20 protein-coding genes are annotated in these 19,803 nt (G+C 59.3%); 13 read left to right on the forward strand and 7 right to left on the reverse strand.

Translation table 11 applies throughout. The features are described 5' to 3' along the window. Positions 1 to 4: 4 nt before the first annotated feature. From HF675_RS13855 to HF675_RS13865, 3 genes are all read right to left on the reverse strand, one after another. Positions 5 to 1,789 (reverse strand): GMC family oxidoreductase, encoded by a 1,785-nt coding sequence (locus HF675_RS13855; RefSeq protein ID WP_105230852.1) that lies wholly within the window; start codon positions 1,787 to 1,789, stop codon positions 5 to 7. A 2-nt stretch (positions 1,790 to 1,791) separates the two neighbouring features. After that, positions 1,792 to 2,517 carry a gluconate 2-dehydrogenase subunit 3 family protein gene (locus HF675_RS13860; protein WP_187043243.1) on the reverse strand — a complete coding sequence of 242 codons (726 nt, stop codon included), beginning with the start codon at positions 2,515 to 2,517 and terminating at the stop codon, positions 1,792 to 1,794. 309 nt (positions 2,518 to 2,826) lie between these two features. Further along, the gene (locus tag HF675_RS13865; RefSeq protein WP_105230850.1) at positions 2,827 to 3,495 is read right to left on the reverse strand and encodes a transglycosylase SLT domain-containing protein; all 669 of its coding nucleotides are present in this window, start codon (positions 3,493 to 3,495) and stop codon (positions 2,827 to 2,829) included. Between the two features lie 109 nt (positions 3,496 to 3,604). On the opposite strand from HF675_RS13865, the gene ghoS reads away from it, so the two are divergent. The 6 genes from ghoS to HF675_RS13895 all read left to right on the forward strand — a co-directional run bounded on the left by ghoS (position 3,605) and on the right by HF675_RS13895 (position 8,578). Continuing rightward, positions 3,605 to 3,904: a type V toxin-antitoxin system endoribonuclease antitoxin GhoS gene (gene ghoS / locus HF675_RS13870; RefSeq protein WP_105230849.1), complete on the forward strand. Its 300-nt coding sequence runs from the start codon at positions 3,605 to 3,607 to the stop codon at positions 3,902 to 3,904. 111 nt (positions 3,905 to 4,015) lie between these two features. Next, on the forward strand, positions 4,016 to 4,954 hold the full coding sequence (locus tag HF675_RS13875; RefSeq protein ID WP_187043244.1) for a metal ABC transporter substrate-binding protein: 939 nt from the start codon (positions 4,016 to 4,018) through the stop codon (positions 4,952 to 4,954). Then, entirely contained in the window at positions 4,951 to 5,850 is a 900-nt protein-coding gene (locus HF675_RS13880; RefSeq protein ID WP_105230847.1) for a manganese/iron ABC transporter ATP-binding protein, read from the forward strand. Before HF675_RS13875 ends, HF675_RS13880 begins: the two co-directional genes overlap by 4 nt. Beyond that, positions 5,850 to 6,719, forward strand: coding sequence for a metal ABC transporter permease (locus HF675_RS13885; RefSeq protein WP_187043245.1), 870 nt, complete (start codon positions 5,850 to 5,852; stop codon positions 6,717 to 6,719). The genes HF675_RS13880 and HF675_RS13885 overlap by 1 nt, the downstream gene beginning before the upstream one ends. Continuing rightward, positions 6,719 to 7,588 (forward strand): metal ABC transporter permease, encoded by an 870-nt coding sequence (locus HF675_RS13890; RefSeq protein ID WP_187043246.1) that lies wholly within the window; start codon positions 6,719 to 6,721, stop codon positions 7,586 to 7,588. The genes HF675_RS13885 and HF675_RS13890 overlap by 1 nt, the downstream gene beginning before the upstream one ends. A 99-nt stretch (positions 7,589 to 7,687) precedes the next feature. Next, complete coding sequence (locus tag HF675_RS13895) at positions 7,688 to 8,578, forward strand: DMT family transporter (RefSeq protein ID WP_105230844.1); 891 nt, start codon at positions 7,688 to 7,690, stop codon at positions 8,576 to 8,578. A gap of 10 nt (positions 8,579 to 8,588) precedes the next feature. Here HF675_RS13895 and HF675_RS13900 read toward each other — a convergent pair whose 3' ends face one another. Continuing rightward, entirely contained in the window at positions 8,589 to 10,076 is a 1,488-nt protein-coding gene (locus HF675_RS13900; RefSeq protein WP_105233290.1) for a PLP-dependent aminotransferase family protein, read from the reverse strand. 239 nt (positions 10,077 to 10,315) lie between these two features. Between HF675_RS13900 and HF675_RS13905 the strand changes: the two genes are divergently transcribed. Further along, complete coding sequence (locus HF675_RS13905; protein ID WP_111737209.1) at positions 10,316 to 11,185, forward strand: fructosamine kinase family protein; 870 nt, start codon at positions 10,316 to 10,318, stop codon at positions 11,183 to 11,185. Positions 11,186 to 11,240: 55 nt separating this feature from the next. Here the strand turns inward: HF675_RS13905 and HF675_RS13910 are convergent, their stop codons facing one another. Beyond that, positions 11,241 to 11,801 (reverse strand): YniB family protein, encoded by a 561-nt coding sequence (locus HF675_RS13910; protein ID WP_111737210.1) that lies wholly within the window; start codon positions 11,799 to 11,801, stop codon positions 11,241 to 11,243. A 226-nt stretch (positions 11,802 to 12,027) separates the two neighbouring features. Between HF675_RS13910 and hxpB the strand changes: the two genes are divergently transcribed. The 5 genes from hxpB to HF675_RS13935 all read left to right on the forward strand — a co-directional run bounded on the left by hxpB (position 12,028) and on the right by HF675_RS13935 (position 16,946). Then, on the forward strand, positions 12,028 to 12,693 hold the full coding sequence (gene hxpB / locus HF675_RS13915) for a hexitol phosphatase HxpB (protein ID WP_105230841.1): 666 nt from the start codon (positions 12,028 to 12,030) through the stop codon (positions 12,691 to 12,693). 249 nt (positions 12,694 to 12,942) lie between these two features. After that, on the forward strand, positions 12,943 to 13,779 hold the full coding sequence (gene kduI / locus HF675_RS13920; protein WP_105230840.1) for a 5-dehydro-4-deoxy-D-glucuronate isomerase: 837 nt from the start codon (positions 12,943 to 12,945) through the stop codon (positions 13,777 to 13,779). A gap of 81 nt (positions 13,780 to 13,860) precedes the next feature. Further along, positions 13,861 to 14,622, forward strand: coding sequence for a 2-dehydro-3-deoxy-D-gluconate 5-dehydrogenase KduD (gene kduD / locus HF675_RS13925; RefSeq protein ID WP_105233288.1), 762 nt, complete (start codon positions 13,861 to 13,863; stop codon positions 14,620 to 14,622). Positions 14,623 to 14,825: 203 nt separating this feature from the next. Then, positions 14,826 to 15,374, forward strand: coding sequence for a metal-dependent hydrolase (locus HF675_RS13930; protein WP_187043247.1), 549 nt, complete (start codon positions 14,826 to 14,828; stop codon positions 15,372 to 15,374). A 180-nt stretch (positions 15,375 to 15,554) separates the two neighbouring features. After that, positions 15,555 to 16,946, forward strand: a complete 1,392-nt coding sequence (locus HF675_RS13935; protein ID WP_105230838.1) for an L-cystine transporter — start codon at positions 15,555 to 15,557, stop codon at positions 16,944 to 16,946. Positions 16,947 to 17,003: 57 nt separating this feature from the next. Here HF675_RS13935 and phnX read toward each other — a convergent pair whose 3' ends face one another. Both phnX and phnW read right to left on the reverse strand, forming a co-directional pair. Then, complete coding sequence (gene phnX / locus HF675_RS13940; RefSeq protein ID WP_187043248.1) at positions 17,004 to 17,813, reverse strand: phosphonoacetaldehyde hydrolase; 810 nt, start codon at positions 17,811 to 17,813, stop codon at positions 17,004 to 17,006. A 9-nt stretch (positions 17,814 to 17,822) separates the two neighbouring features. Further along, positions 17,823 to 18,926, reverse strand: coding sequence for a 2-aminoethylphosphonate--pyruvate transaminase (phnW, locus tag HF675_RS13945; protein WP_187043249.1), 1,104 nt, complete (start codon positions 18,924 to 18,926; stop codon positions 17,823 to 17,825). Between the two features lie 145 nt (positions 18,927 to 19,071). Here phnW and phnR point away from each other — a divergent pair, with 145 nt between their 5' ends. Beyond that, complete coding sequence (gene phnR / locus HF675_RS13950; protein WP_111737214.1) at positions 19,072 to 19,791, forward strand: phosphonate utilization transcriptional regulator PhnR; 720 nt, start codon at positions 19,072 to 19,074, stop codon at positions 19,789 to 19,791. Positions 19,792 to 19,803: the final 12 nt, after the last annotated feature.

The raw sequence follows: 19,803 nt of genomic DNA on the forward strand, positions 1-19,803 counted from the left end.
GTCCTTATGCCTGCACCAGTGGGCCCGGGTTCTTCAGATACTGTTCGCGAATCGCGCGCGCAGACCAGTACGCCAGCGCCGCAACGGTGCCGGTCGGGTTGTAGCCCAGCCCCTGAGGGAAGGCCGACGCGCCGATAGAGAACACATTGTGTACATCCCAGCTTTGCAGGTAACGGTTAACCGCGCTGGTCTTCGGATCTTCCCCCATCACCGCGCCGCCGTTCATATGGGTGGTCTGGTAACTGGTGGTATCGAAGTGACTGTCGGCATTTTTCGGGCTGCCGATGATATGTTTCGGGTTCATCGCCTTGGCAATCGGTTCCATCTTGTTGAACATGAACTGCGCCATCTTGATGTCATTTTCCTGCCAGTCGAAGGTCATGCGCAGCAACGGCTGACCGAACACGTTTTTGTAGTTCGGATCCAGATCCAGATAGTTGTTGCGGTAAGACTGGTGAGCACCGTGAGCATCCATCGATACGTGGTGGGTGTAAGAGTCCGCCACCGCCGCTTTCCACTCGCTGCCCCAGTTTGGCGTGCCGGCAGGCGTAGGGACGCCGGAGATCGGCTTGGTGCCCGCCTGGTTGACCCAGAACGGCGAGCCGCCGACAAAGCCTTCTTTCGCATGGTCGAAGTTGTCGGCGTTGAAGTCATCCACCCCGACGCCGTTGCCGCCCGCGCCGATAAACGGGTTGGTGTGCACATTCTTGTCGAAGAACGCCTTGATGGTGGTCATGTTCTGATAGGCGAAGTTACGCCCCACCACGCCTTCGCCGGTCACCGGATCGTACGGCTTGCCGATGCCGGACAACAGCATCAGATGCACGTTGTGGAACTGGAAGGCGCCCAGGATCACCAGATCGGCCGGCTGTTCCACTTCACGCCCCTGAGCGTCGACATAGGTCACGCCGGTGGCGCGCGATTTATCGTCGGTCAGATTCACTTTCAGCACGTTGGCGTTGGTGCGCAGTTCAAAGCGTTTTTCCATCCGCAACGCCGGCAGGATATTCACGTTCGGCGAGGCTTTGGAGTACATATAGCAGGCGTAGCCGCTGCAGAAACCGCAGAAGTTGCATGGCCCCATCTGCGCGCCGTACGGGTTGGTATAGGAATCCGAGGTATTGGCGGACGGCAGGTTGTACGGGTGATACCCCACCTCGCGCGCGGCCTTTTCAAACAGCTGCGCGGAATAGGTGTTTTTCTGCGCCGGCAGCGGGAAGTCGTCGGAGCGATCCGGCGCAAAGCGGTTACCGCCCTTGCCTTCGCCGACCACTTTACCCTTGATTGACCAGGCGGTGCCGGAGGTGCCGAACACTTTCTCCGCCTTATCGAAGTACGGCTCCAGTTCGTCGTAGGTCACGCCGAAATCCTGGATGGTCATATCCTTAGGAATAAAGTTTTTGCCATAGCGTTCTTCATAGTGGCTGCGCATGCGCAGTTCGATCGGATCGATGCGGAAATGCACGCCCGACCAGTGCAGGCCGGCGCCGCCGACGCCGGTGCCCGGCAGGAACGCCGCCAGCTGGCGGTAAGGCACCGCGGTCTGGCTGCTGTTGTGGCGAATGGTGACCGTACTTTTCGACAGATCCTGGAACAGCTTACGGCGAATATTGTAGGTCAGTTCGTCGATCACCTGCGGGTAAGAGCCGTCCGGATAGGTATCGCGCATCGGGCCGCGCTCCAGCGCCACCACATTCAACCCGGCTTCGGTCAGCTCTTTCGCCATAATGGCGCCGACCCAGCCAAACCCGACAATTACCACGTCCTTTTTCTTCATTAGCGTTGCCATTGTTATCCCCTTTCCCCACGAATTGATACCGGCGGGAAGGGATAGCGTTCCCCTCGCTCAACCCAGTCCATAAAGTCGGCGCGAGCGCCCGGAAAATTAATCAGCTTCCAGCCGACCATGTCTTTATTACCGCCATGGATCGGATCGCTGAAGAAACCTTCACGGGTGTTTTGCAGCAGGTAAGAGAAAAACAGTTTGGACGGCAGCTGCTCGAACGCCGCTTTACCGGCCTCCATTTCTTGCAGCAGCGCATCTTTCTGCGCATCCGTCAGCTCGGCAAACACTTTACCGTGCTGTTTTTTACTGTAGGCGTCCGCCTCGGCGATGCCCAGGTTATAAATCTGCTTCGGCACCAGCGGCAGCTGGTAGCCCATCTCTTTCGGCACGTCAGGGTTGAATGGCCCCTGCATATACCAGATGGAGCCGGTAGCGTACGGCGTATTCATCTGACGATCGATAAACTCCGGCACGCCGGCTTCCAGCGCGCCCGGACCGCGATCGTCGGCCGGAATCAAACGCGCCACAGCGGCGTTGATAAAGGCCCACTCTTCAGGCGTGAAGAAGGTCGGTTGGTAGTCATTGTTTTTTGGTGCGTCATCAGCGGCAACGGCCGGTACGGGAGCCGTCAGCGCGCCAACGCTGCTGCCACCGATCACCGCTGCAGGAATCAAGGTCACCGATTTCAATAAGAAATCGCGCCGAGAATTGTTAGTTTTATTGTCCGACATATCACATTCCATCCAAATATAATCACAACTATTTAACCTCAACCGTGCGGTTGATGCGGGTTTTAAAAATATTTTGTAACCTTTTTGTCTATTTATTGAAGGTCATAAAGTAAACTTTAGCAAAAATGTTACCGGTAACTTATTGAATGAGCGCAAAGAATTGCCTTATTGAACCGCATGAACTTTTCGTGCGGTTTTTTCATGATTCTCGGCAGGAATGATTAGAAATGGGAGCTTGGTCGCTTTTTTTAGCTACTAAAGGGAGAAAAACCGGTCACTTTGCAACCGGTTTGTAACATTTGACGCAGACTATTCCATCGCCTGATAGGCGGTGGTCACTTTCCACAGGTAACGCGGTGCCTGCGGCGCCGGATGTTTCTTTTGAATATGTTGGTAAAACTCGTCCGGAGTCAGCTGATTAATGCGGTTGACCGCCACACGCCGGTCCGAGGAAAACGTACGCAGCATGGCGCCCGCGCCGTTGGCGTAAGAGACGATGGTGGCGTACTGCCGGGTTTTCGGATCGTTGATCCCGGCCAACTGTGCCTGCAGGATATTGATATAGGCCGCGCCCAGATCGATATTCACCGCCGGATCTTTCAGCTCCCGCGAACTCGGCTGCCCGCGTCGCCCTTTCATCCGATAGGCGTCACGCCCGGCAGTCGACGCCTTAAGCTGCATCAGCCCTACCGCATTCGACTTGCTCACCGCCAGGGGATTAAAACCGGATTCCACCTGAATAATGGCTTTAATCAGGTTTTCATCAACGCCGTAATTGCTGGCGGCCTGGCGAATATAATCGCTGTACGCCACCGGCGTGCCGGTGTGGTTGCTCGCAGTCTGCTGCTGCGACGGCGGCTGCAGCCAGCCCCCGGAAGAAGTGCCGCCAACGCCCGTTGTGCTGTTGGTGGTCTGCGGGTCTTTCGCACAGCCCGCTAAAAGCGTAATTGCCATCAGGCAACCAATCTTGGTTCTCACGGAATCCTATACTCCTTTCAATGAGTTGCGTCGCATAAACAACGGGTAAGGACGCCTGCATCACTTTTTTGGTCTATTCTCAAGCTATCCATATACCAAGAGGTGATTTATGAGTCAATCGGCAACCACGTGTTTTGTGGTGACTTTTCACTATCAGGAAGCCGGATTAACCGATTTGGCGAAGCTGACCGGCCAGCTGACCCGGGAAGGTTTCACCACCACGGTGGTGGATGAAAACGGCGTTTCTCACGAGCTGGGCAGCAACAGCTATGCGATTATTACCGCGTTGAATCAACAGGATATCGAAAAACTGGCACAGGGGCTGGGGCAGGTTGCGTTGGGAAAAACGCCGCAGGTTAGATTGCTCGTCTGGGATGAATATGTCAGACAGTTACATGAGGATACATAAAACCACCGCCGTTAATCCGATGAAAATAATCTGCCATCAGCGACACATGATGCTTGACCTGCGCCCAACTGATATTGATAATCATTTTCATTTAACTCACAGGGAGTCACCATGTCGCTGAAATATCACGTATCCCCCTTCTTGCGCCGGTTCGCCCGCGCCGCTACGCCGTTAACTCTGAGCGCCCTGCTGTGCGCCAGCGTCCTGCTCAGCCCCGCCGCGCTGGCGGAGAAAAAACTGCGCGTGGTGACCACCTTTACCATTATTCAGGATATCGCGCAAAACGTGGCGGGCGACGCCGCCGTGGTGGAGTCAATCACCAAACCCGGCGCGGAGATCCACGACTATCAGCCCACCCCGCGCGATATCGTCAAGGCGCAACACGCCGATTTAATCCTATGGAACGGTATGAACCTGGAGCGCTGGTTCCAGCGCTTCTTTGAAAATATCAAGCAGGTGCCCGCTGCCGTCGTCACCGAGGGCATCACCCCGCTGCCGATTCGTGAAGGACCATACAACGGTAACCCCAACCCGCACGCCTGGATGTCCCCCACCAACGCGCTGGTGTATATCGAAAACATCCGCAAGGCGCTGGTGAAATACGACCCGGCCAATGCGGAGACTTACAACCGCAATGCCAAAGCCTACTGTGAGAAGATCGCCGCGCTCGATGCGCCGCTGCGTGAACGCCTGGCGCGCATTCCCGCCGCCCAGCGCTGGCTGGTTACCAGTGAAGGCGCCTTCAGCTATCTGGCGAAAGATTATCAGCTGAAAGAGATCTATCTGTGGCCAATCAACGCCGATGAACAGGGCACGCCGCAGCAGGTGCGCCGGGTGATCGACGCGGTGCGCAGCCACCAGATCCCGGTGGTGTTCAGCGAAAGCACCATTTCCGATAAACCGGCCAAACAGGTCGCCAAAGAGACCGGCGCGCAGTATGGCGGCGTGCTGTATGTCGATTCACTCTCAGCAAGCAACGGGCCTGTGCCTACCTATATCGACCTGCTGAACGTCACCGTGCAAACCATCGCCAAAGGATTTAATCAATGAGCGCAGAGGCATTTATCCGACCAGCGCTGCGCGTCGACGATGTCACCGTGACCTATAACAACGGCCACACCGCCATTTACGACGCCAGCTTTACCCTCGACGGCGGCGCCATCTGCGCGCTGGTCGGCGTCAACGGCAGCGGCAAGTCGACGCTGTTTAAAACCATTATGGGGCTGGTGCGCCCCACCCGCGGCCAGGTATCGCTGAGCGACCAGCCGATCGCCGCAGCGCTGAAGAAAAACCTGATCGCCTATGTGCCGCAGACCGAAGACGTGGACTGGAACTTTCCGGTATTGGTCGAGGACGTAGTGATGATGGGGCGCTACGGCAAAATGAACTTCCTGCGTATCCCTACGCGGGAAGACCGGGAACGGGTTGCCAGCGCGCTGGAGCGCGTGGGGCTGACCGCCCTGCGCCACCGCCAGATCGGCGAACTGTCCGGCGGCCAGAAAAAACGGGTGTTTCTGGCGCGCGCGCTGGCGCAACAAGGCACGGTGCTGCTGCTGGACGAACCCTTTACCGGCGTCGACGTGAAAACCGAGAACGCCATTATCGACCTGCTGCGGGCGCTGCGTGACGAAGGGCACCTGATCCTGGTATCCACCCATAACCTCGGCAGCGTGCCCGAGTTCTGCGACCGGGTGATCCTGATCAACCGCACCGTACTGGCCGCCGGGCCGACGGCAACCACCTTCACCCAGAGCAATCTGGAACAGGCCTTTGGCGGCGTACTGCGCCATATCAACCTCTCCGGCCCCGACCTGCACGACGACAACGATCCGCGCACCCTGACGGTACTGACCGACGACGAACGTCCGGCGGTGTTCTACGGCCACAGCAAAAGCGATCCGCCGGCCAAAAGCCAGCCGAAAGGGAAAGAGGAGCAACAGTCCTGATGTTGGAAATCCTGCTGCAACCTTTTAACTACAACTACATGGTGAAAGCCATCTGGGTCAGCGCTATCGTCGGCACCGCCTGCGCCTTCCTGTCCGCCTATCTGATGCTGAAAGGCTGGTCGCTGATGGGGGATGCGCTGTCGCACTCGGTGGTGCCCGGCGTTGCCGGCGCCTACGCGCTGGGGCTGCCCTACGCTGCCGGCGCCTTCTTCACCGGCATGCTGGCGGCGCTGGCAATGACGCTGGTGCGCCATATCACCCGCCTGCGCGAAGACGCAATTATCGGCTTTATCTTCTCCACCTTTTTCGCCGCCGGCCTGCTGATCGTTTCTCTCAACCCAACCTCGGTCAACGTCCAGTCGATTATCTTCGGCAATATTCTCGGCATCGCCGATGAAGACGTGCTGCAGGTGGAAATTATCATCGGCGTATCGCTGCTGATCCTCTGTCTGCTGTGGAAAGATTTGCTGGCGGTGTTCTTCGACGAAAACCACGCCGTGTCCATCGGTCTGTCGCCGCTGCGGTTGAAAATTCTGTTTTTCACCCTGCTCAGCGCCTGCACCGTCGCGGCGCTGCAAACCGTCGGGGCGATACTGGTGATCGCCATGGTGATCACCCCCGGCGCCACCGCCTATCTGCTGACCGACCGCTTCAGCCGTCTGATCGTCATCGCCCTGTGCATCGGCGCGCTGACCAGCGCCGGCGGCGCCTACCTGAGCTTCTTCCTCGACGGCGCTACCGGCGGCGTGATCGTCACGCTGCAAACCCTGGTGTTTTTATTGGCGTTCGTGCTGGCGCCCAAACATGGCCTGCTGGCGTCCAGACGCCGGGTCGCGCATGTCGACAACCATCAGGAGGAGGAGCCGTGATGGAAATACTCTATCAGTGGCTGAGCGAACCGTTCGCCTACCCGTTTATGCAACGGGCGATTATCGCCGCCATCGTCACCGGCGTCGTCTGCGCGGTGCTCTCCTGCTACCTGGTGCTCAAAGGCTGGTCGCTGATGGGCGACGCTATTTCACACGCGGTGCTGCCCGGCATTGTGCTGGCGTTCGTCACCGGTATTCCGCTGGCCATCGGCGCCTTTCTGTCCGGGATTTTCTGTGCGCTGGCTACCGGCTATCTGAAAGAGCACAGCCGGGTCAAAGAAGACACCGTAATGGGCATCGTGTTTTCCGGCATGTTCGCCTTCGGCCTGGTGCTGTTTTCACGGGTGGATACCGACCAGCACCTCAGTCATATTCTGTTCGGCAATATGCTCGGCATTACCGACGGCGAGCTGCGGCAAACGCTGTGGATTGCCGGCATCACGCTGGCGGTGGTGTTGCTGAAACGCAAAGACTTTATGCTGTACTGCTTCGATCCCAGCCACGCGCGCGCCATCGGCCTGCCGGTCAAACTGCTGCACTATGGCCTGCTGTGCCTGCTGGCGCTGACCATCGTCGCCGCGCTGCAGGCGGTGGGGGTGATATTGGTGATCGCCATGCTGATTGCGCCGGGCATTATCGCCTTCCTGCTGTGCCGCAGTTTTGATCGCATGCTGTTGGTCGCCATCGTGGCGTCGGTCTTCTCCTGCGTACTCGGCACGCTGATCAGTTTTCAGATAGACGGCGCTACCGGCCCCTGCATCGTGCTGGTACAGGCGGTGTTGTTTGTGCTGGCGCTGCTGTACAGCCGCTGGCGTACGTTACGCCGTCACGCCTCCGCTACGTTGGAATCACCGCGCGCCGCGGAATAATGGTCTAATAAAAATGGTGATAACTGGCCCTTTCCCTGGGCCGGTTAAACCGCAAAATGGCGCTGTTCAGGTTTTGTTAACGTCGTGGAGCGCCATTGTATGAACAGCCAGACCAAACCGTTATCTGCCGCCGTCCCGCCTTCCGGCTGGGTTAACGGCTTTATCGGCATGCTGATTTTCAGCGGTTCGCTGCCCGCCACCCGGCTGGCGGTCTCCGCCTTTGATCCCCTGTTTCTCACCGCCATCCGCGCCGGCATTGCCGGCTGTCTGGCGCTCTGCGCCCTGCTGCTGACCAGGCAACAGCGCCCCGCACGCGCCGACCTGATCCCGCTGCTGTGGGTCGCCGTTGGCGTGGTCGCGGGGTTCCCCCTGCTCACCGCCCTGGCGCTGCAGCATATGACGTCGGCGCACTCGCTGGTTTATATCGGCCTGCTGCCGCTGATGACCGCCTGCTTTGCCGTCTGGCGCGGCAGAGAACGCCCGAATATAAAATTTTGGGCCTTTTCCGTCGCCGGCGCCGCGCTGGTGGCGGCGTTTGCCCTGACCCACAGCAACGCAGGCTCCGGGTTCGGCGACCTGATGATGCTGGGGGCGGTCGCTCTGTGCGGACTGGGCTATGCCGAAGGCGCGGTGCTGTCGCGCCGCCTCGGCGGCTGGCAAACCATCTCATGGGCGTTGACGCTGGCGCTGCCGGCCACCATCCTGCTGACGCTGCTTTACGCTCCGGCCTCCTGGCCAAAAGCCGGCGCAGACGCCTGGCTGTCACTGGCCTATGTGTCTTTGTTCAGTATGTGGATCGGTTTTATTTTCTGGTATCGCGGGCTGGCGCAGGGCGGCATCGCCGCCGTCGGTCAGTTGCAACTGTTGCAGCCCTTTTTCGGCCTGCTGCTGGCGGCGCTGCTGCTGCATGAACAGGTACAACCGGCGATGATTGCCGTAATGGCCGGGGTGCTGCTGTGCGTCGTGGGCGCCAAACGCTTCGCCCGCTAGCGCCGCACACTCATCCGCACCGGCTGGCCGTCAGCAACAGGCTATTCAGCGTGATGACCGCTTGCTCCACCTGCCGGTCGCTGTAGCCGCCCAGGCCGAGAATCAACCCGGTACGTCCGCGGCCGGCGGCATACATCGACGACAGCGCCCGTACCGACACGCCGGCCTCCTGCGCCAACCGTTCGACATGCCGATCGTCCAGCCCGCGCCGCAGCCACAGCACCATATGCATGCCCTGATCGCAGGGCTGCAGCTCCGCCAGTTCGGCGTTAATATGCCGGCCGACGGCGTCGATCACCACCCGCCGTTTTTCCGCATACAGACTGCGCATCCGCCGCAGGTGGCGCGCCAGATGCCCCTCCGCCATAAACTGCGCCAGCACGTACTGGTCAGCATTCGGCGGATGCCTGTCCATCAAAATACGCGCGCCGCAAAATGCGCCGACCAGCAGCGGCGGCACGATGGCATAACCCAGTCGCAACGAAGGAAACAGCACCTTACTGAAGGTGCCCAGATAGATAACGCGCGCCGGATCCTGCCCTTGCAGCGCAGGAAAGGGATGGCCGTCATAGCGCATCTCGCTGTCGTAATCGTCCTCCACAATCCAGGCGTTAGTTTCACGGGCCCAGGCCAACAGCGCGCTGCGCTGCGCCATACTCATCGGCATTCCCAGCGGGTACTGGTGCGAAGGCGTGACAAACGCCGCCCTGGCATCGGGCGCCATCATCCTGCCGGTGGCGACGTCGATACCGTCTGCGCCGACCGGCACCCGCACCATCTGCCGGTCGCGCAGCGCCGTCGAGAACAACGCGGTCACACCGGGATAGGCAGGATCCTCGACCCAGGCGCGATCGCCGGCATCCAGTAAAATTTGCGCCGCCAGATACAAGCCCTGCTGGGTGCCGCAGGTCACCACAATCTGTTCCGGCGTACAAATTACCGAACGCGACTGACGCACATACTCACAGATTGCGCGACGCAGCGGCAGCGCCCCCAACGGATCGCCATAGCCATCCGGCGCGCCCGGCCCGCGCGCGCGCACCCGGTTGCCAAGTCGACGCCAGATATCCCCCGGCGCCGTATCACCGACAGGCAGCGACACGGTAAACGGAGCAGGCAACAGCGGTTTCAAACCACCGGCAAAGCGGGCGAACGCCTGCGCCTGCTCAGAAAGCGCCGGCTCGCCGCATTGGGCGCCAGGCAACACCGCCGATGCCGGCGGCGGCGAATCAATCGGCGCCACGCGCGTTCCCGACCCGGCCAGTGCCGTCAGTACGCCTTCGGCGATCAGCTGTTCATAGGCGACGGACACCGTACCGCGCGACAGACGCAGCGCCACGGCCAGCGCACGCGTAGAAGGCAGGGGATCGCCCGCCTGCAGCTTCCCCTGCCGCACCGCCGTCCTCAGCGCCTGCGACAGCTGGCGGCTAAGTGACCCGGCCTGCCGATCAAGGGGGCCGATAGCAGGGATTTCAATAAGTTTGGCTTTGCGTGGCATCGCGATAACCGTCTGAAAAAACACCGCGTCAGTATAGCCCAGCCGCCATACCCGACGCGGACAAAAATCCCACAGCGACGAACTGTATTTAAATTAATCAATAGCGTATATACTTTGAGCTGATGGCGGGCGATAAAAACCGGAGAAAGATTAATGCCGGCTGTGCGCCACATCGAGTTTTCACGCCGTTAAAGACGCTAAGCTATTCAAACAGCAGGCAACACAGAGGGGGGAATACCATGTGGCAAGCCGTTAGCCGTCTGTTAAGTGAACATCTTGGCAGCGCAGAAATCCGCGAAAGGACTGAACTGCCCGGTGGCGAAATCCACCCGGCATGGCGCGTGAGTTACGGTGACAGCGAGGTGTTCGTGAAAAACGACGCCCGTGAGTTACTGCCTGTTTTTACCGCCGAAGCCGATCAGCTGGCGCTGCTGGCCCGCAGTAAAACGGTGCGCGTACCGGAGGTGTATGGCGTGGGCAGCGATCGCGACTACAGCTTTCTCCTGCTGGAGCATCTGGAGCTCAAACCGCTGGAAGCGCACGGCGCCTACTGCCTGGGACAGCAGTTGGCAAACCTGCACCGCTGGAGCGAACAGCCGCAGTTCGGCCTCGACTTCGATAACCACCTGGCCACCTCACCCCAACCCAACGCCTGGCAGCGTCGCTGGGCGGAATTCTTCGCCGAACAGCGCATCGGCTGGCAGCTGCAGCTGGCGGCGGAGAAAGGCATGTCCTTCGGCGATATTGATGAGCTGGTGGATATCGTCTATCTGCGTCTGCAACACCACCAGCCGCAGCCCTCACTGCTGCACGGCGATCTCTGGCCGGCCAACTGCGCCATGACCCGCGACGGGCCGGTACTGTTTGACCCCGCCTGTTACTGGGGCGACCGGGAGTGCGATCTGGCGATGCTGCCGCTCTACCCGAATCTGCCGCCGCAGATCTACGACGGCTACCAAAGCGTCTGGCCGCTGCCGACGGACTTTATCAAGCGTCAGCCGCTGTACCAGCTCTACTACCTGCTCAACCGTAGCAACCTGTTCGGCGGGCAACATCTGGTGGCGGCGCAGCAGGCCATCGACGCACTGCTGCATCCGCAGGACGCCTGACGTAAAACGGGGCCTTCAGGCCCCGTTTATATCATCACTCTTCCGTCGCCGGGCGTTACGCGCCGGCGGCCAGTTTGCCCAGCAGGCTAATCACGAAATAAGCCACCACCGCAATCGTCACCGGCAACACATACAGCGGGAAATACTGCAGGAAAATGCTGTGATGCGGCAGCGAAATACGCGACTCCAGCTGTTCGCGCGTCAGTCCTTCCGTCCCTTTCGCCTGCTCCAGAATCAGCTGGTCCTCCAGCCGTTCGCGGATAAACTTCACCTGCCGCGTCATACGCGAGCCGGAAGCGCGCAGCGCCAAACCGACGAAAATCAGCAGGTAGATAATAATAAACATCAGGTTGCCGCCGCTGAACAGGCTCTTATCCAGCCCCGGCACCGGCGAGTTATACCAGAACAGATTAAGGAATGGCGTATTGAAACGCACCATATCGACGATGACGTGCACGAAGTCGATCACCACCGCATTGATGCCTTTAGTTTTTTCACTGTATTGGTAAACAAAATTCAGCAATGAAATCAGCGTCGACACTAACGCCAGGATAAACAGCACCCACCCCAGAATTTGTTTGATAATGCCAATACGCCCTGCCTGTTGATACGTCATGTGTTCCCCTTGTTAACGACGCAACGGTAATAAACCGCGAGTTTACCCGTAGTTGCCCGGCCAAGCCCACCGTTTTCTTTACACAGGCACCACGGCCGCGCCCACAAACAGCCGTTTGTCCAGCAGGCTGGCGCTGCGTCCGGAGCGGCGATTTTGGTCGCGGCGATGGCAATGGTAGAGTAGCGCAGAGATCCCATCCACCGTATCGGCAGGAGTTAACGCACTAATGGCTTATTCGCAACGCATTGAAAGCGCAATTTTTGATATGGACGGCTTACTAATTGATTCAGAACCCTTATGGTTGCAGGCCGAGCTGGATATTTTCGGTTCGCTCGGCTTGGATCTTTCCGACCGTGACAAACTGCCGGATACCCTGGGGCTGCGCATCGATCTGGTCGTAGAGATGTGGTATCAGGCCATGCCGTGGCAGGGGGCGTCGCGGGAGCAGGTTTCCGCCCGCATTATTGAGCGCGCCATTGAGCTGGTGCAGGAACGCCGCCCGCTGCTGCCGGGGGTTACGCAGGCGCTGGAGCTCTGCCGCAGCCTCGATCTGAATATCGGTCTGGCTTCCGCCTCGCCGCTGCATATGCAGCAACAGGTACTGAATATGTTCGGTCTGGAACACTATTTTGACCAGCTGGTTTCCGCAGAATTTCTGCCGTACAGCAAGCCGCACCCGGAAGTATATCTGATTGCCGCCGAACGGCTGGGCAGCGATCCGCTGCGCTGCATTACGTTGGAGGACTCATTCAACGGCATGATCGCCACCAAGGCGGCGCGCATGCGCTCTATCGTGGTGCCGGCCGCAGAGTATCGCCAGGATGCGCGTTGGGCACTGGCTGACTATCAGTTGACGTCGCTGGAGCAGTTGACGCCGTCTCACCTTTCCTGACGATTACCCTCTTTCTGCGCCCGCCCCCGCACGCCGTTCTGCCGGCACGTGCGGGGGCGTTCAGTTTTAAAAACGTCGACCCACGTCAAAAAATAAATAAAACGTTATTTCATTTTTATTGAATTCGCATACCGACCGCTCTATGCTGTGAACACCACAGAAAACACCGGGCGGTGGTTTTGCTGTCACTGCCACGCAGCACGCCAGCCGCCCGGCGTTTTCTCCCCCTCACCACAGCGAGGCCCTGAGATGGACGTCCGTCAAAGCATTCACAGCGATCACGCCAAACAGCTCGACACCGCCGGATTACGCCGCGAATTTCTGATTGAAAAGATTTTCGAGGACGACCAGTACACCATGACCTACAGCCATATTGACCGCATTATCATCGGCGGCATCCAGCCGCGCCGGCAAAGCGTCACCATCGGCGATGAGGTCGGTAAACAGCTGGGCGTCAGTTACTTTCTCGAACGGCGGGAAATGGGCATCATCAATATCGGCGGTGCCGGTCTGATCGAGGTCGACGGGCACAGTTACGAGATCGGCACGGAAGAAGCGCTGTATATCGGCCAGGGTGCCCGACAGCTGACGTTCCGCAGCGTTGACGCCGAACGACCGGCCAAGTTCTATTACAACAGTGCGCCGGCGCATACCCACTATCCCAACAAAAAAATCACCCTGGACGACGCCGCGCCGCAGACCCTGGGCGACGACGCCACCAGCAACCGGCGCACCATCAACAAATTTATCGTGCCCGACGTGTTGCCGACCTGCCAACTGACGATGGGGCTGACCAAGCTGGCCGCCGGCAGCCTGTGGAACACCATGCCGTGCCATACCCATGAACGGCGCATGGAGGTCTACTTTTACTTCGATATGGAAGATGAAACCGCGGTGTTCCATATGATGGGGCAGCCACAGGAGACCCGCCATCTGCTGGTGCACAACGAACAGGCGGTGATCTCCCCCAGTTGGTCGATCCACGCCGGCGTCGGCACCAAGCGCTACACCTTTATCTGGGGCATGGTGGGCGAAAATCAGGTGTTCGGCGATATGGACCACCTGGCCGTCAGCGAGCTGCGCTAACCCCCGCCGCCGGCCTCTGCGCCGGCCGTCAAGCTGCAACCCTGTCCGTGCGGCCAGACCGCACGGCGAGAGAATATGTCTATGACCATCAATTCCTTTGATTTAACCGGCAAAGTCGCCATGGTAACCGGCTGCGACACCGGGCTCGGCCAAGGTATGGCAGTCGGGTTGGCACAGGCCGGCTGCGATATTATCGGCGTCAACCGCAGCGATCCCGAACACACCAGCGCACAGATCAGCGCGCTGGGCCGGCGCTTTCTCAAGCTGCATGCCGATCTCAGCCGTACCGACGTCATCCCCGCGCTGATTGACAGCGCCGTCGCCGAATTCGGCCATATCGATATTCTGGTGAATAACGCCGGAATTATCCGCCGGGAAGACGCACTCGATTTCAGCGAGCAAGACTGGGACGACGTGATGAATATCAATACCAAGACGCTGTTTTTCCTGTCGCAGGCGGTGGCCCGGCAGTTTATCCAGCAAGGCGGCGGCGGTAAAATTATCAACATCGCCTCCATGCTGTCGTACCAGGGCGGCATTCGCGTGCCTTCTTATACCGCCTCCAAAAGCGCGGTGATGGGTCTGACCCGCCTGCTGGCCAACGAGTGGGCCAAACACGGCATCAACGTTAACGCTCTGGCGCCCGGCTATATGGCCACCAACAACACGCAGCAGCTGCGGGCCGATGCGGGGCGTAATCAGGAGATACTGGAGCGTATTCCCGCCGGCCGCTGGGGCGTGCCGCAGGATATGATGGGGCCGGTGGTCTTTTTGGCGTCATCGGCGTCTGACTATGTCAATGGCTACACGCTGGCAGTGGACGGCGGCTGGCTGGCGCGCTAAAACGTGACGTTTACCGGCTGGCGCACGGTTGCCGGCCGGCATATCGCTGACGAGAAAGCAGGATACTTCTCACACAAAAGCATTCAACCCTTTGTAAAGCAGAGTAAAACAAACAATTAGTTACAGCGTCACCTATTCCATTACTGGGAAAATCCCCATATACTGGATAAATTACCAGTTTACCAGTCGGAATAGCAACCAGCATGACCGCGGAAGGACACCTTATTTTTTCTGTCGCTTGCGCGATCTTCGCCAAGAAGGCGGAAGTGACGCCGGTACTCGCCGACGGCGACTGGTGGCATATCATCCCCGCCGCCCTGCTGACCTCACTGCTGCCTGATATCGATCATCCCAAATCGCTGCTCGGTCAGCGCCTCAGTTGGATCGCCAAGCCGATCGCCCGCGCCTTTGGCCACCGTGGCTTCACCCACAGTCTGCTGGCCATCGCCGGCGGCATGATGCTGTTCCAGCTGAACGTACCGCTCAGCTGGCCCATTCCCGCCGATGCGCTGCACGCCATGATTATCGGCTACTTCAGTCACCTGGTCGCCGATATGCTCACGCCGTCCGGCGTGCCGCTGCTCTGGCCCTGCCGCTGGCGCTTTCGTCTGCCTCTGCTCAATTCGCAGCAGGGTAATCAGTTGGAGCGCGTGTTGTGCCTCGCACTGGTCGCCTTTGCCATTTACTGGCCGGGCGGCTGCACCATTCCGGTGCAGTCATATTTTGAACAGTTGAAAAATATTAGATGGTGATCACAAAAAACCGACCGTTTTATCACCCATTTGCCGTAATTTTAATCAAATTAAAAACAAAAGTTATATAACATTCCATTTGGGTATAAGCCCGCACCCCGGCAAACTGTTACGATATTTACATCGCTACACACTGGTGCGTAGCCATTTTTATATAAGAAAAGATTTGGAGACACGGGGATGAATTTACCGCTCGTCATTAACGTGGTGGTTTTTGTCGCCCTCCTTTTGCTGTTGGCGCAATCCCGCCATAAGCAATGGAGCCTGGCGAAAAAAGTACTGGTAGGTCTGGTGCTCGGCGTAGTGTTTGGCCTGGCGCTGCAGCTGATCTACGGTGCGGAAAACCCACTGCTGAAAGAATCCATCAGCTGGTTCAACATTGTCGGCAACGGCTATGTGCAACTGCTGCAAATGGTTGTCATGCCACTGGTGTTCGTCTCGATCCTGAGCGCGGTCGCCAAGCTGCATAACGCCTCCTCACTCGGCAAGATCAGTTTCCTGTCGATCGGCACGCTGCTGTTCACCACGCTGATCGCCGCGCTGGTGGGGGTGTTGGTCACCAACCTGTTCGGCCTGAGCGCCGAAGGTCTGGTGCAGGGCACGCAGGAAAGCGCGCGTCTGGCCGCTATTCAGAGCAACTATGTCGGTAAAGTCGCCGACCTGACGGTGCCGCAGCTGGTGCTGTCGTTCGTGCCGAAAAACCCGTTTGCCGATCTGACCGGCGCCAGCCCGACCTCGATCATCAGCGTGGTGATTTTCGCCGCCTTCCTCGGCGTGGCCGCGCTGCAGCTGCTGAAGGACGATCAGGCGAAAGGCCAGCGCGTCCTGACCGCTATCGATACCCTGCAGTCCTGGGTGATGAAGCTGGTGCGCCTGGTGATGAAGCTGACGCCATACGGCGTGATGGCGCTGATGACCAAAGTGGTTGCCAGCTCCAACATTCATGAAATCATCAAGCTGGGTAGCTTTGTGGTCGCCTCCTACCTCGGCCTGGCGATTATGTTCGGCGTACATGCGCTGCTGCTGAGCTTTACCGGCGTTAATCCGGTGAAATTCTTCCGTAAAGTGTGGCCGGTGATCACCTTCGCCTTTACCAGCCGTTCCAGCGCCGCCAGCATTCCGCTGAATGTGGAAGCGCAGACCCGTCGCCTGGGCGTGCCGGAGTCAATCGCCAGCTTCTCGGCATCGTTCGGCGCCACCATCGGCCAGAACGGCTGTGCCGGCCTGTATCCGGCGATGCTGGCGGTTATGGTTGCGCCAACCGTTGGCATCAACCCGCTGGATCCGATGTGGATTGCCACGCTGGTTGGTATTGTCACCGTCAGTTCCGCAGGCGTTGCCGGCGTGGGCGGCGGCGCCACCTTCGCCGCGCTGATCGTACTGCCGGCGCTCGGCCTGCCGGTCACGCTGGTCGCCCTGCTGATCTCCGTTGAGCCGCTGATCGATATGGGCCGTACCGCGCTGAACGTCAGCGGTTCAATGACCGCCGGTACCGTCACCAGCCAGCTGATGAAGCAAACCGACAAGTCGGTGATGGACAGCGAAGACGACGTGGAACTGGCCCACCAGTAATTCCCCGTCACAACAAAAAAACCGGCGCCCTGTGCGCCGGTTTTTTTATGCCTGCCGCTACGGCCGCTCGCCGTTTGCCAGCCGCCGGTCGATCGCGTCCAATATGCCCGGCAACTCCGCCAGCGTGTCAATCACGTAATGGGCGCCGGCGGCATAGAGCTTCTCCGCCGCCAGCCCACGCCGCCGCGCTACCTCGGCGGCATCCATCCGTTGGTACTCCTGCCACTGAACACCGAACTCATTGCCGGACAGCGCCAGCCCCACGCTCCACATGCCGGCATTCAGCCCTTCGGTAATGCCCGGCACGGCATCATCCACCTTCACGCAGTGGCCGACGGCGTCGACGCCCAGCGCAATCACATTCTGCAGCGCCATCCACGGCCCCGGGCGGCCGCCGGCAGCCAGATCGTCCGTCGCCACCCAATAGTCCGGCGCATAGCCGCGTGCAGCGGCGGCCGGCGCCAGCACGTCCATCACCGCGCGCGGATAGCCGGAACAGGAGCCGATTTTTATACCCTGCCGCCGCAGTTCGGCAATCACCTCGGGCACGCCGGCAATCGGCTCGGCGAAATCCACCACCTTGGCAATCTGCAGCGGCATAAACGCCTGGTACAGCGCATCGATATCCTGAGGAGTCATTGAGCGCCCCAGCTTCGCCCGCCAGCGGGCGTCAATCCCGGGCAGTTTGCCCAGCGCCTCGATATGCTGCCATTTGCCCAACCCCATCGGAATACGCGCCTCCTCCAGAGTGATGGCGATACCAAAGGTCTGTTGGAAGGCCTCGACGAAAATCTGTGTCGGTGCAAAGGAGCCAAAATCCACCGTAGTGCCGGCCCAGTCGAGAATAACGGCGTTAACCTGTTGCATCACAACTCCTTATTGTTGCCAGTACATGGCGCGACCGACGGCGTCCAGCAGACGGTCGATATCCTGCGGATAGACCTCGCCGATGTTGCCGATACGGAAACAGTCGCTGTGCGACACTTTGCCGGGGTAGATAACAAACCCCTGGCGTTTTAAACGTTGGTAAAACTCGCCGAAGCGGTAATTTTCCGCCCGTGGGGAGTAAAACGCGGTGATAATCGGCGAGTGCAGCGCATCATCCAGCAGGGTTTCAAACCCCAGTGCGCGCATCCCCGCCACCAACCGGCGCTGGTTTTCACCATAACGCGCATAGCGCGCAGCGATACCGCCCTCCAGATCCAGCTCACGCAGCGCCTGCGCAAAAGCCAGTACGCTGTGGGTCGGTGAGGTGAAACGCCACTTTCCGGCGTGGTCTTCCATACAGCGCCACTGGGCATACAGATCCAACGACAGAGAACGCGAACGGCCGGCGCATTTTTCCAGTTCGCTGCGCCGGGCTATCACAAAGGCGAAACCCGGCACGCCCTGAATGCATTTGTTGGCCGAGCTGATCAGAAAATCGATCCCCAACTCCTCCACGTCCAGCGGAATGCCGCCGAAACTGCTCATCGCGTCAACGATAAAGGTCTTCCCCCGGCGTGCCGCCAGCGCCGCCACCTGCGCCAACGGATTAAGCATGCCGGTGGTGGTTTCACAATGCACCATTGCGATATGGCTGATGCACGCATCGGCCAGCAGCAGCGCTTCCATCTCCGCCACGTCCGGTTCCGCCACTTCTCCGCAGTCATAACAGTGGTGATCGATGCCCATCAGCGCCGCCATCTCCGCCATTCGCGCGCCATAAGCGCCGTTGCTGACGATCAGCACCTTATCCTGCGCGCCGAGCGCCGTCCCCAGCACCGCTTCCACCGCATAGCTGCCGCTGCCCTGCAGCAGCACCGAGGTGTAGCCGGACGAGGCGGTGGCCAATGTTTCCAGGCGGGCGCGAATCGTCTGGACTACGCCGATATTGTAATCCTCATCCCAGGTACAGCTGTCGAACAGCATTGCCTGCTTCACCGTATCAGAGGTGGTCAGCGGGCCGGGCGTCAACAGCAGGTAATCGCGATCGTTCATCTTTTTACCCTTCCGATTGGTCTATACCAGACGCGCGCATTGTGCCGGTTAAGCATTCCACAGGTCAAACGCCAACCGCCCCTGAAACAAAAAATTCATCCGGGCATGTATAATGGAGCCTGCCGACATGCCATAGCGAGATAACATGAAACACCCTCAGGGCGATCTCCCCCACTATCTGCAGATCAAAGCGCAGTTACAGTCACGGATTAGCAGCGGTGCGCTGAAGGCCGGGGATAAGCTGCCCTCCGAACGGGAGCTGTGCGCGGCCTTTTCCACTACGCGTATCACCATTCGAGAAAGCCTGGCGCAGTTGGAGGCCAGCGGCGCCATCTATCGTGCCGACCGCCGCGGCTGGTTTGTCACGCCCGAACGGCTGCGACTGGACCCGACGCAGAACACCAATTTTCACCGTTTATGTCAGGAACAGGGACGGCAGGCGCGCACTGCGCTGCTGGCGGGGGAACACGTCGGCGCATCGCCGGAGGTGGGACAGGCATTGGCGCTCGAACCGGGCGCGCGGATCTACCTGCTGCGCCGGGTGCGCTATGCCGACGAACGGGCCATCTGTTATTGCGAGAACCACTGTTTACCGCAGCGGGTGCCGGGGCTGCTGCAGCACGATCTGAACGGCAGCCTGACCGAGATTTATCAGCAGCATTACCAACTGCTCTACAGCAGCATGCACCTGTCGTTTTACCCCACCGCGCTGCCGCCCGAGGCCGCCGCCGCGCTGGGGGCAATGGTCGGCCTGCCCGCCCTGCTGCTGCGCCGTCTGAATTACGATCGGCACGGGCACATTCTTGATTTTGATATTGAGTACTGGCGCCATGACAGCCTGCGTATTGAGGTCGATACACAGTAAACGTCATGCATG

The sequence above is a fragment of the Serratia sp. JUb9 genome (assembly GCF_014298095.1).
Taxonomy (GTDB): Bacteria; Pseudomonadota; Gammaproteobacteria; order Enterobacterales; family Enterobacteriaceae; genus Serratia_B; species Serratia_B rhizosphaerae.

Coding starts and splice junctions, on each gene's coding strand:
- HF675_RS13855 (WP_105230852.1), bottom strand. CDS start 1,789: ATGGCAACGCTAATGAAGAAAAAGGACGTGGTAATTGTCGGGTTTGGC.
- HF675_RS13860 (WP_187043243.1), bottom strand. CDS start 2,517: ATGTCGGACAATAAAACTAACAATTCTCGGCGCGATTTCTTATTGAAA.
- ghoS (WP_105230849.1), top strand. CDS start 3,605: ATGAGTCAATCGGCAACCACGTGTTTTGTGGTGACTTTTCACTATCAG.
- HF675_RS13875 (WP_187043244.1), top strand. CDS start 4,016: ATGTCGCTGAAATATCACGTATCCCCCTTCTTGCGCCGGTTCGCCCGC.
- HF675_RS13880 (WP_105230847.1), top strand. CDS start 4,951: ATGAGCGCAGAGGCATTTATCCGACCAGCGCTGCGCGTCGACGATGTC.
- HF675_RS13885 (WP_187043245.1), top strand. CDS start 5,850: ATGTTGGAAATCCTGCTGCAACCTTTTAACTACAACTACATGGTGAAA.
- HF675_RS13890 (WP_187043246.1), top strand. CDS start 6,719: ATGGAAATACTCTATCAGTGGCTGAGCGAACCGTTCGCCTACCCGTTT.
- HF675_RS13895 (WP_105230844.1), top strand. CDS start 7,688: ATGAACAGCCAGACCAAACCGTTATCTGCCGCCGTCCCGCCTTCCGGC.
- HF675_RS13900 (WP_105233290.1), bottom strand. CDS start 10,076: ATGCCACGCAAAGCCAAACTTATTGAAATCCCTGCTATCGGCCCCCTT.
- HF675_RS13905 (WP_111737209.1), top strand. CDS start 10,316: ATGTGGCAAGCCGTTAGCCGTCTGTTAAGTGAACATCTTGGCAGCGCA.
- HF675_RS13910 (WP_111737210.1), bottom strand. CDS start 11,801: ATGACGTATCAACAGGCAGGGCGTATTGGCATTATCAAACAAATTCTG.
- hxpB (WP_105230841.1), top strand. CDS start 12,028: ATGGCTTATTCGCAACGCATTGAAAGCGCAATTTTTGATATGGACGGC.
- kduI (WP_105230840.1), top strand. CDS start 12,943: ATGGACGTCCGTCAAAGCATTCACAGCGATCACGCCAAACAGCTCGAC.
- kduD (WP_105233288.1), top strand. CDS start 13,861: ATGACCATCAATTCCTTTGATTTAACCGGCAAAGTCGCCATGGTAACC.
- HF675_RS13930 (WP_187043247.1), top strand. CDS start 14,826: ATGACCGCGGAAGGACACCTTATTTTTTCTGTCGCTTGCGCGATCTTC.
- HF675_RS13935 (WP_105230838.1), top strand. CDS start 15,555: ATGAATTTACCGCTCGTCATTAACGTGGTGGTTTTTGTCGCCCTCCTT.
- phnX (WP_187043248.1), bottom strand. CDS start 17,813: ATGCAACAGGTTAACGCCGTTATTCTCGACTGGGCCGGCACTACGGTG.
- phnW (WP_187043249.1), bottom strand. CDS start 18,926: ATGAACGATCGCGATTACCTGCTGTTGACGCCCGGCCCGCTGACCACC.
- phnR (WP_111737214.1), top strand. CDS start 19,072: ATGAAACACCCTCAGGGCGATCTCCCCCACTATCTGCAGATCAAAGCG.